The 10,279-nt window shown below is 36.8% G+C and carries 7 protein-coding genes and 7 pseudogenes; 7 read left to right on the top strand and 7 right to left on the bottom strand.

Features of this window, described 5'->3' with window-relative positions; genetic code table 11:
* Positions 1 to 56: 56 nt before the first annotated feature.
* From DYE19_RS00365 to yggU (DYE19_RS00350), 4 genes and pseudogenes are all read left to right on the top strand, one after another.
* Positions 57 to 400 (top strand): annotated as a pseudogene (locus DYE19_RS00365) (YggL family protein).
* A gap of 387 nt (positions 401 to 787) precedes the next feature.
* Entirely contained in the window at positions 788 to 1,738 is a 951-nt protein-coding gene (gene corA, locus DYE19_RS00360) for a magnesium/cobalt transporter CorA (RefSeq protein ID WP_049214835.1), read from the top strand.
* A 16-nt stretch (positions 1,739 to 1,754) separates the two neighbouring features.
* Positions 1,755 to 2,319: pseudogene (locus tag DYE19_RS11540) on the top strand (YggT family protein).
* Positions 2,320 to 2,359: 40 nt separating this feature from the next.
* On the top strand, positions 2,360 to 2,650 hold the full coding sequence (gene yggU / locus DYE19_RS00350) for a DUF167 family protein YggU (RefSeq protein WP_115322263.1): 291 nt from the start codon (positions 2,360 to 2,362) through the stop codon (positions 2,648 to 2,650).
* Positions 2,651 to 2,721: 71 nt separating this feature from the next.
* On the opposite strand, the pseudogene DYE19_RS00345 reads toward yggU (DYE19_RS00350), so the two are convergent.
* Positions 2,722 to 3,154, bottom strand: a pseudogene (locus tag DYE19_RS00345) (GNAT family N-acetyltransferase).
* A 178-nt stretch (positions 3,155 to 3,332) separates the two neighbouring features.
* Here DYE19_RS00345 and tpiA (DYE19_RS00340) point away from each other — a divergent pair.
* The gene (gene tpiA / locus DYE19_RS00340) at positions 3,333 to 4,100 is read left to right on the top strand and encodes a triose-phosphate isomerase (protein WP_115322261.1); all 768 of its coding nucleotides are present in this window, start codon (positions 3,333 to 3,335) and stop codon (positions 4,098 to 4,100) included.
* Positions 4,101 to 4,170: 70 nt separating this feature from the next.
* On the opposite strand, the gene DYE19_RS00335 is transcribed toward tpiA (DYE19_RS00340), so the two are convergent.
* A complete protein-coding gene (locus tag DYE19_RS00335) occupies positions 4,171 to 4,983 on the bottom strand; it encodes a class I SAM-dependent methyltransferase (RefSeq protein ID WP_115322262.1) in 813 nt (270 codons plus the stop codon).
* 427 nt (positions 4,984 to 5,410) lie between these two features.
* On the opposite strand from DYE19_RS00335, the gene DYE19_RS00330 reads away from it, so the two are divergent.
* A complete protein-coding gene (locus DYE19_RS00330) occupies positions 5,411 to 6,223 on the top strand; it encodes a class I SAM-dependent methyltransferase (RefSeq protein ID WP_115322262.1) in 813 nt (270 codons plus the stop codon).
* 70 nt (positions 6,224 to 6,293) lie between these two features.
* Here the strand turns inward: DYE19_RS00330 and tpiA (DYE19_RS00325) are convergent, their stop codons facing one another.
* On the bottom strand, positions 6,294 to 7,061 hold the full coding sequence (gene tpiA / locus DYE19_RS00325) for a triose-phosphate isomerase (protein WP_115322261.1): 768 nt from the start codon (positions 7,059 to 7,061) through the stop codon (positions 6,294 to 6,296).
* A 178-nt stretch (positions 7,062 to 7,239) separates the two neighbouring features.
* Between tpiA (DYE19_RS00325) and DYE19_RS00320 the strand changes: the two are divergent.
* Positions 7,240 to 7,675, top strand: a pseudogene (locus DYE19_RS00320) (GNAT family N-acetyltransferase).
* A 71-nt stretch (positions 7,676 to 7,746) separates the two neighbouring features.
* Here the strand turns inward: DYE19_RS00320 and yggU (DYE19_RS00315) are convergent.
* From yggU (DYE19_RS00315) to DYE19_RS00300, 4 genes and pseudogenes are all read right to left on the bottom strand, one after another.
* Positions 7,747 to 8,038: pseudogene (gene yggU / locus DYE19_RS00315) on the bottom strand (DUF167 family protein YggU).
* Between the two features lie 39 nt (positions 8,039 to 8,077).
* Positions 8,078 to 8,644 (bottom strand): YggT family protein, encoded by a 567-nt coding sequence (locus tag DYE19_RS00310; RefSeq protein WP_049214834.1) that lies wholly within the window; start codon positions 8,642 to 8,644, stop codon positions 8,078 to 8,080.
* A gap of 16 nt (positions 8,645 to 8,660) precedes the next feature.
* Positions 8,661 to 9,610: pseudogene (corA, locus tag DYE19_RS00305) on the bottom strand (magnesium/cobalt transporter CorA).
* A gap of 386 nt (positions 9,611 to 9,996) precedes the next feature.
* Positions 9,997 to 10,279 (bottom strand): annotated as a pseudogene (locus DYE19_RS00300) (YggL family protein); the annotation flags it as partial.

The following is a 10,279-nucleotide window of genomic DNA, read 5'->3' as shown; positions in this document are numbered from 1 at the left end:
AAAAAAACACACCGCACTTTTAAACATTTATCAGCCAACAGAGAGGAGAATCGAAAATGGCGATCAAACGTAACAGAAGACAACGTAAAAAAATGCACTTGCTGAATTCCAAGAATTAGGTTTCTTAGTGAATTGGCAATTTGCAGAAGGCACTGCTATTGAACAAATTGATGAAGTAGTTGATCGTTTTATTCGTGAAGTTATCCAACCAAATGGTTTAGCTTATGAAGGAAGTGGTTACTTACATTGGGAAGGTCTAGTTTGCTTAGAAGCACTTGGAAAATGTGATGAAAGTCACCGCACTTTAGTAAAAGAATGGTTAGAGAAAAACGGGTTGCAACAAATCGAAATCAGTCAATTATTCGACATTTGGTGGGAATACCCTGCAAAAGAAGCATAAATAGCTGATAAGGCGAACATCATTGTTCGCCTTTTTCATTTTAATTAGACAATAATTCTTTAATCCTCTGTAGAAACCCTTGACGAATCATCCTTTCAAGCGTAACATTCGCCCCGATTTAGTAATATGAGGACACACACTTTGGACAGTCACAGTCGATACCGAATTGCTTTTTTACTGTAACTTTCGCTGTTGCCTTTATATCAGCGAAGTTCGCTGATAGATCATTTCTAACACCATTTTATTCGGCATCTTTTTATGGTCATCGAGATATCGATAGCCAATAATCAAACGAAAAATTAATCATTCTTTTACTATCACGGCTTATTTCGTTTGGTTTCTTTTGTTCATTGCGTTGTTCATAATCCAATTAAGGAGTATGACAAAATGATAAATGCTTTCACTCTTGAAGATGCTCGTCTTGTTCGCATTGATGAAGATGAAAATACACAACTAAACAATGCAATCTGGCTCGATCTACTTGAACCGACGAGCGAAGAACGCGAAATTTTACAAGATAGTCTAGGACAAAGCCTCGCAACGTTTCTCGAATTAGAGGACATTGAAGCATCTGCTCGTTTCTTTGAAGACCAAGATGGCTTACACTTACACTCATTCTTTTATTGTGAAGACGAAGAAGATTATGCTGATTTAGCCAGCGTCGCCTTTACTGTACGTGATGGCCGCCTCTTTACACTACGTGATCGTGAACTGCCTGCCTTCCGTTTATATCGTATGCGCTCACGTAATCAACGCTTAATTGAATGTAATGCTTACGAAGTTTTATTAGATTTATTTGAAACTAAAATTGAGCAACTGGCTGATGTTATTGAAACTGTGTATTCTGATTTAGAAAAATTAAGTCGTGTAATCTTAGATGGTACACAAGGTGAGGCTTTTGACCAGGCATTGTCGACGCTAACCGAACAAGAGGACACCAGCTCAAAAGTGCGTTTATGTCTGATGGATACACAACGAGCATTAAGCTTCTTAGTTCGTAAAACACGCTTACCTGCAAATCAGCTTGAACAAGCTCGTGAAATTTTACGTGATATTGAATCATTACAACCACATAATGAATCTTTATTCCAACGTGTAAACTTCTTAATGCAAGCAGCAATGGGTTTCATCAGTATTGAACAAAACCGCATTATTAAAATCTTCTCAGTTGTGTCAGTTATCTTCCTTCCACCGACATTAGTTGCTTCTAATTATGGGATGAACTTTGATGTAATGCCAGAGCTCGGTTTGAAATTTGGCTATCCAATGGCATTAGGTTTAATGGCTCTCGCAGCATTTGCCCCATATTGGTATTTTAAACGCAAAGGTTGGTTATAAAATTTAAGGTAATACAATGAACTCATTACAAATTTTAATTTTTACATTGATTGATGTATACGGATTTATTTTAGTTTTACGTGCATGGTTCCAATTTAGCAGAGTGGATTTTTATAATCCACTCTCACAAGGCTTAGTTAAAATTACTCAACCTGTTTTATCTCCTTTGCGTACATTTATTCCTACATTCAGGAATATTGATTTAGCCGCGCTCATTTTGGCTTTCTTATTATTTAGTATCAATTTCCCCTCGCACATTTAGTAGGTAATGTATTTATTAGTCATGCAGACATTCTCGACTATGCATTAGCAGGCTTACTCACATTAATACGTACATGTGGAAAAGCCGTTTTCTATGTTCTTTTACTTAGTGCAATCATGAGTTGGTTTAATCGCACCCCTAATCCAATGCAATTTGTTCTCCATCAGCTAACCTCTCCACTTTTAAGCCCAATTCAACGCATTTTACCTAATACAGAATGATTGATTTTTCACCGATGATACTGGTTTTTGGTTTATTTTTCTTAGACAAAGTTCTACTGGATCTTTTCGGTGCTTACTGGTTATTAGCAAGCTACTAAAAAGTGCGGTCAATTTGAAAGGTGTTTTGTAATAGTGACAATATTCGCAGTAGAAAAACAGGGTGAAGATTTAAGATTACGGATTTTTTTGCAACCAAAAGCAAGTAAAGATCACATTGTTGGGCTACATGACAATGAGCTTAAAATCACTATTACAGCACCGCCTATTGATGGGCAAGCAAATGCACATTTACTCAAATTTTTAAGCAAAACATTCAAAGTACCCAAAAGCAGTATTGTATTAGAAAAAGGTGAACTCAATCGACATAAACAGATTTTAATCCCAAACCCCAAAGTGATCCCAGAAGTCGTATCTGCCTTATTAAAATGAAACCGCACAAACGTTCACTGCTTCTCTTTTACTTAAATAAAACGACTTGCCAACAAAATAAGCTGAAAATACTATAGGTTTAACTCAAAAAGACTTTTCTTTGGATTAATTTTGAACCCTTCGGCCTCTAATAAAGCTTGTTGTTGCTGTCCCTGTTCAACAACCAAACGCGTAGATTGTGTGTAGCGTACAAACTCTTTTGCCTTTGCAATTAAAGCTGCATAAACTTCTGCATAATTTGAATTAGGCGAGACAAAAATATCGGTTAATTGCCAATAACGTTGTAATTGAAGAGAAGAAAGACGGGATAGAGCTGAATGAAACCAAGTGCGTGCTGGTTTTCATTCACTGCAATAAAGAAAATGCTTTCACTAAACGAATACGATTGGTCAAAAAGGCTAAAGTGCGGTCAGGATTTTCCAGCATTCCATGAGAAAGACGATATTGCTCAAAGAGCGGTAATAGAATGTCTAAATTCCATTGTTCAGCTTTAAAAATTTTCATTTTCGTCACAATCGGGCATTTTTTGTTAAATCTATACAGTGAATTGTAGCTTTTTAAAACAAAATAATCATCTTTTACCAAAAAATTTTTTCAAATTTGCCTAAAATCAACAGAACTAAATAAAAAATTTGATATAGTAGTGCGGTCATTTTTTATTAATTTAATACGGAGAAAAATTATGGCTCGTCGTCCTTTAGTTATGGGTAACTGGAAATTAAACGGTAGCAAAGCATTCACAAAAGAATTAATTGAAGACTTAAAAACAGAATTATCGGATGTTAAAGGTTGTGATGTCGCAATTGCACCACCTGTCATGTATTTAGCTGAAGCCGAGGCAGCGTTGACTGGCAGTACAATTGCACTAGGCTCACAAAACGTCGATGTAAACGTACAAGGTGCATTTACAGGTGATATTTCAACCGAAATGTTAAAAGATTTTAGTGCGAAATATATCATTATCGGTCACTCTGAGCGTCGAACCTATCATAAAGAAAGCGATGAGTTTATCGCGAAAAAATTCGCGGCATTAAAACAAGCAGGTTTAGTGCCAGTATTATGTATCGGTGAAAGCGAAGCGGAAAACGAAGCAGGCAAAACAGAAGAAGTGTGCGCACGTCAAATTGATGCAGTGTTGAATACATTAGGCGCTGAAGCATTTAACGGTGCAGTAATCGCATACGAACCCATTTGGGCAATCGGTACTGGTAAATCAGCCACTCCAGCGCAAGCACAAGCAGTTCACGCCTTTATCCGTAGCCACATTGCGAAGAAAGATCAAGCCGTCGCAGAACAAGTTATTATCCAATATGGTGGTTCTGTAAATGATGCAAATGCGGCTGAGTTATTCACTCAACCAGACATCGACGGTGCATTAGTTGGTGGCGCATCATTAAAAGCACCAGCATTTGCCGTGATCGTAAAAGCAGCTGCAAAAGCAAAAAACTAATTTAATCTCTTAAAACAAAAAGCAGATCAAATGATCTGCTTTTTTATTACCTAAAGTGCGGTCTGTTTTTCTATTTTTTCCAACTCACAAACGCCCAAGTTTTAAAATCTCCACGTGCAGAAGTGATATTTGGGTGTTTGGCGTAATAGTCTTTGAGTTTTGCCATTTCTTGTTCGGTTAACTCGCCAATCGACCACTGTACTGATTGGATAAAACTGTGCTCATCGATTTTTTCAGGCTTAATTAAACTGCATTCAGCAGTAATAAAATCCACAGAAGCGTAATAGCCTTTTTGATGTAACAAATTCAGCGCATACATATAATTCGGGAATCCCACCGAATCTCTGCCAATATATTGCAAAATGTCGCGTGCGATAAAGTCTTTTTCGACAATCATCGTCATATAAACTGCTTTTCTTGCTTTGGCATTCAGCTTATCCAATGCTTTATCTAAATCAGCCACCATTGAAGAACGTGATGACACACAGATATCACATTCTGGCACATCGTCCCAATTCTCTTCCCAAGATTTGCGAATAGGCTGCACGTTATCCAACCCTAAATTCTGCGCGCGTTGTTGTAAAACGGACAACATTCCTTCACTGTAATCTAAGCCATACACTTTTTTAAAATGTGAAGCAACGGCAAGAGAAATCGCACCACCACCGCAGCCCACATCTAATAAAGTGTCCGCGTTACTCAAATCCATTCGGCTCACAAACGCTCGCACATATTCATTATGTAAATCGTATTCGGATTGATGCATTTTCTCTGCTTTACGATCCCAATCTTGTGCCGTTTTTGGTTCTCTTGAGGAAAGTTGATAGTGATTTCTATACAATTCGGCAAAATTCACGTCCCAAAGTGTTTGAGATTTAATCATAAATCATCCTTAAATTTTTAATCAAAATCTAAACAATATAAGTAATGTTTTTAAATACTTATATCTTAAACGTGGATACTAAGTAACTTCCTAGTTCAGTGACTTATTACATAATAAAATAAAGCTAATAATTGAGTCGACAAATATAATGAATAAATTAAACTCGCCGTTCTGTCTCTATTCAAAATTGAGAAAGTTATCGTTGTGTTAGTACTAACCTTTTGTAAGTTGAACGTACTATTTTGAATAGAGACAGAACGGCGAGTTTAATTTATTCATTATATTTGTCGACTCAATTATTAGCTTTATTTTATTATGTAATAAGTCACTGAACTAGGAAGTTACTTAGTATCCACGTTTAAGATATAAGTATTTAAAAACATTACTTATATTGTTTAGATTTTGATTAAAAATTTAAGGATGATTTATGATTAAATCTCAAACACTTTGGGACGTGAATTTTGCCGAATTGTATAGAAATCACTATCAACTTTCCTCAAGAGAACCAAAAACGGCACAAGATTGGGATCGTAAAGCAGAGAAAATGCATCAATCCGAATACGATTTACATAATGAATATGTGCGAGCGTTTGTGAGCCGAATGGATTTGAGTAACGCGGACACTTTATTAGATGTGGGCTGCGGTGGTGGTGCGATTTCTCTTGCCGTTGCTTCACATTTTAAAAAAGTGTATGGCTTAGATTACAGTGAAGGAATGTTGTCCGTTTTACAACAACGCGCGCAGAATTTAGGGTTGGATAACGTGCAGCCTATTCGCAAATCTTGGGAAGAGAATTGGGACGATGTGCCAGAATGTGATATCTGTGTGTCATCACGTTCTTCAATGGTGGCTGATTTAGATAAAGCATTGGATAAGCTGAATGCCAAAGCAAGAAAAGCAGTTTATATGACGATGATTGTCGAAAAAGACTTTATCGCACGCGACATTTTGCAATATATTGGCAGAGATTCGGTGGGATTCCCGAATTATATGTATGCGCTGAATTTGTTACATCAAAAAGGCTATTACGCTTCTGTGGATTTTATTACTGCTGAATGCAGTTTAATTAAGCCTGAAAAAATCGATGAGCACAGTTTTATCCAATCAGTACAGTGGTCGATTGGCGAGTTAACCGAACAAGAAATGGCAAAACTCAAAGACTATTACGCCAAACACCCAAATATCACTTCTGCACGTGGAGATTTTAAAACTTGGGCGTTTGTGAGTTGGAAAAAATAGAAAAACAGACCGCACTTTAGGTAATAAAAAAGCAGATCATTTGATCTGCTTTTTGTTTTAAGAGATTAAATTAGTTTTTTGCTTTTGCAGCTGCTTTTACGATCACGGCAAATGCTGGTGCTTTTAATGATGCGCCACCAACTAATGCACCGTCGATGTCTGGTTGAGTGAATAACTCAGCCGCATTTGCATCATTTACAGAACCACCATATTGGATAATAACTTGTTCTGCGACGGCTTGATCTTTCTTCGCAATGTGGCTACGGATAAAGGCGTGAACTGCTTGTGCTTGCGCTGGAGTGGCTGATTTACCAGTACCGATTGCCCAAATGGGTTCGTATGCGATTACTGCACCGTTAAATGCTTCAGCGCCTAATGTATTCAACACTGCATCAATTTGACGTGCGCACACTTCTTCTGTTTTGCCTGCTTCGTTTTCCGCTTCGCTTTCACCGATACATAATACTGGCACTAAACCTGCTTGTTTTAATGCCGCGAATTTTTTCGCGATAAACTCATCGCTTTCTTTATGATAGGTTCGACGCTCAGAGTGACCGATAATGATATATTTCGCACTAAAATCTTTTAACATTTCGGTTGAAATATCACCTGTAAATGCACCTTGTACGTTTACATCGACGTTTTGTGAGCCTAGTGCAATTGTACTGCCAGTCAACGCTGCCTCGGCTTCAGCTAAATACATGACAGGTGGTGCAATTGCGACATCACAACCTTTAACATCCGATAATTCTGTTTTTAAGTCTTCAATTAATTCTTTTGTGAATGCTTTGCTACCGTTTAATTTCCAGTTACCCATAACTAAAGGACGACGAGCCATAATTTTTCTCCGTATTAAATTAATAAAAAATGACCGCACTACTATATCAAATTTTTTATTTAGTTCTGTTGATTTTAGGCAAATTTGAAAAATTTTTTTGGTAAAAGATGATTATTTTGTTTTAAAAAGCTACAATTCACTGTATAGATTTAACAAAAAATGCCCGATTGTGACGAAAATGAAAATTTTTAAAGCTGAACAATGGAATTTAGACATTCTATTACCGCTCTTTTGAGCAATATCGTCTTTCTCATGGAATGCTGGAAAATCCTGACCGCACTTTAGCCTTTTTGACCAATCGTATTCGTTTTAGTGAAAGCATTTTCTTTATTGCAGTGAATGAAAACCAGCACGCACTTGGTTTCATTCAGCTCTATCCCCGTCTTTCTTCTCTTCAATTACAACGTTATTGGCAATTAACCGATATTTTTGTCTCGCCTAATTCAAATTATGCAGAAGTTTATGCAGCTTTAATTGCAAAGGCAAAAGAGTTTGTACGCTACACACAATCTACGCGTTTGGTTGTTGAACAGGGACAGCAACAACAAGCTTTATTAGAGGCCGAAGGGTTCAAAATTAATCCAAAGAAAAGTCTTTTTGAGTTAAACCTATAGTATTTTCAGCTTATTTTGTTGGCAAGTCGTTTTATTTAAGTAAAAGAGAAGCAGTGAACGTTTGTGCGGTTTCATTTTAATAAGGCAGATACGACTTCTGGGATCACTTTGGGGTTTGGGATTAAAATCTGTTTATGTCGATTGAGTTCACCTTTTTCTAATACAATACTGCTTTTGGGTACTTTGAATGTTTTGCTTAAAAATTTGAGTAAATGTGCATTTGCTTGCCCATCAATAGGCGGTGCTGTAATAGTGATTTTAAGCTCATTGTCATGTAGCCCAACAATGTGATCTTTACTTGCTTTTGGTTGCAAAAAAAATCCGTAATCTTAAATCTTCACCCTGTTTTTCTACTGCGAATATTGTCACTATTACAAAACACCTTTCAAATTGACCGCACTTTTAGTAGCTTGCTAATAACCAGTAAGCACCGAAAAGATCCAGTAGAACTTTGTCTAAGAAAAATAAACCAAAAACCAGTATCATCGGTGAAAAATCAATCATTCCTGTATTAGGTAAAATGCGTTGAATTGGGCTTAAAAGTGGAGAGGTTAGCTGATGGAGAACAAATTGCATTGGATTAGGGGTGCGATTAAACCAACTCATGATTGCACTAAGTAAAAGAACATAGAAAACGGCTTTTCCACATGTACGTATTAATGTGAGTAAGCCTGCTAATGCATAGTCGAGAATGTCTGCATGACTAATAAATACATTACCTACTAAATGTGCGAGGGGAAATTTGATACTAAATAATAAGAAAGCCAAAATGAGCGCGGCTAAATCAATATTCCTGAATGTAGGAATAAATGTACGCAAAGGAGATAAAACAGGTTGAGTAATTTTAACTAAGCCTTGTGAGAGTGGATTATAAAAATCCACTCTGCTAAATTGGAACCATGCACGTAAAACTAAAATAAATCCGTATACATCAATCAATGTAAAAATTAAAATTTGTAATGAGTTCATTGTATTACCTTAAATTTTATAACCAACCTTTGCGTTTAAAATACCAATATGGGGCAAATGCTGCGAGAGCCATTAAACCTAATGCCATTGGATAGCCAAATTTCAAACCGAGCTCTGGCATTACATCAAAGTTCATCCCATAATTAGAAGCAACTAATGTCGGTGGAAGGAAGATAACTGACACAACTGAGAAGATTTTAATAATGCGGTTTTGTTCAATACTGATGAAACCCATTGCTGCTTGCATTAAGAAGTTTACACGTTGGAATAAAGATTCATTATGTGGTTGTAATGATTCAATATCACGTAAAATTTCACGAGCTTGTTCAAGCTGATTTGCAGGTAAGCGTGTTTTACGAACTAAGAAGCTTAATGCTCGTTGTGTATCATCAGACATAAACGCACTTTTGAGCTGGTGTCCTCTTGTTCGGTTAGCGTCGACAATGCCTGGTCAAAAGCCTCACCTTGTGTACCATCTAAGATTACACGACTTAATTTTTCTAAATCAGAATACACAGTTTCAATAACATCAGCCAGTTGCTCAATTTAGTTTCAAATAAATCTAATAAAACTTCGTAAGCATTACATTCAATTAAGCGTTGATTACGTGAGCGCATACGATATAAACGGAAGGCAGGCAGTTCACGATCACGTAGTGTAAAGAGGCGGCCATCACGTACAGTAAAGGCGACGCTGGCTAAATCAGCATAATCTTCTTCGTCTTCACAATAAAAGAATGAGTGTAAGTGTAAGCCATCTTGGTCTTCAAAGAAACGAGCAGATGCTTCAATGTCCTCTAATTCGAGAAACGTTGCGAGGCTTTGTCCTAGACTATCTTGTAAAATTTCGCGTTCTTCGCTCGTCGGTTCAAGTAGAATCGAGCCAGATTGCATTGTTTAGTTGTGTATTTTCATCTTCATCAATGCGAACAAGACGAGCATCTTCAAGAGTGAAAGCATTTATCATTTTGTCATACTCCTTAATTGGATTATGAACAACGCAATGAACAAAAGAAACCAAACGAAATAAGCCGTGATAGTAAAAGAATGATTAATTTTTCGTTTGATTATTGGCTATCGATATCTCGATGACCATAAAAAGATGCCGAATAAAATGGTGTTAGAAATGATCTATCAGCGAACTTCGCTGATATAAAGGCAACAGCGAAAGTTACAGTAAAAAGCAATTCGGTATCGACTGTGACTGTCCAAAGTGTGTGTCCTCATATTACTAAATCGGGGCGAATGTTACGCTTGAAAGGATGATTCGTCAAGGGTTTCTACAGAGGATTAAAGAATTATTGTCTAATTAAAATGAAAAAGGCGAACAATGATGTTCGCCTTATCAGCTATTTATGCTTCTTTTGCAGGGTATTCCACCAAATGTCGAATAATTGACTGATTTCGATTTGTTGCAACCCGTTTTTCTCTAACCATTCTTTTACTAAAGTGCGGTGACTTTCATCACATTTTCCAAGTGCTTCTAAGCAAACTAGACCTTCCCAATGTAAGTAACCACTTCCTTCATAAGCTAAACCATTTGGTTGGATAACTTCACGAATAAAACGATCAACTACTTCATCAATTGTTCAATAGCAGTGCCTTCTGCAAATTGCCAATTCACTAAGAAACCTAA

This window comes from Pasteurella canis (assembly GCF_900454865.1).
GTDB lineage: Bacteria > Pseudomonadota > Gammaproteobacteria > Enterobacterales > Pasteurellaceae > Pasteurella > Pasteurella canis.
This window is presented reverse-complemented; position numbering and strand designations above follow the sequence as displayed.

Bases quoted from the DNA above. Each gene is read 5' to 3' on its own strand.
- tpiA (WP_115322261.1), top strand. From the start codon at position 3,333: ATGGCTCGTCGTCCTTTAGTTATGGGTAACTGGAAATTAAACGGTAGC.
- DYE19_RS00330 (WP_115322262.1), top strand. From the start codon at position 5,411: ATGATTAAATCTCAAACACTTTGGGACGTGAATTTTGCCGAATTGTAT.
- DYE19_RS00310 (WP_049214834.1), bottom strand. From the start codon at position 8,644: ATGAACTCATTACAAATTTTAATTTTTACATTGATTGATGTATACGGA.
- corA (WP_049214835.1), top strand. From the start codon at position 788: ATGATAAATGCTTTCACTCTTGAAGATGCTCGTCTTGTTCGCATTGAT.
- DYE19_RS00335 (WP_115322262.1), bottom strand. From the start codon at position 4,983: ATGATTAAATCTCAAACACTTTGGGACGTGAATTTTGCCGAATTGTAT.
- tpiA (WP_115322261.1), bottom strand. From the start codon at position 7,061: ATGGCTCGTCGTCCTTTAGTTATGGGTAACTGGAAATTAAACGGTAGC.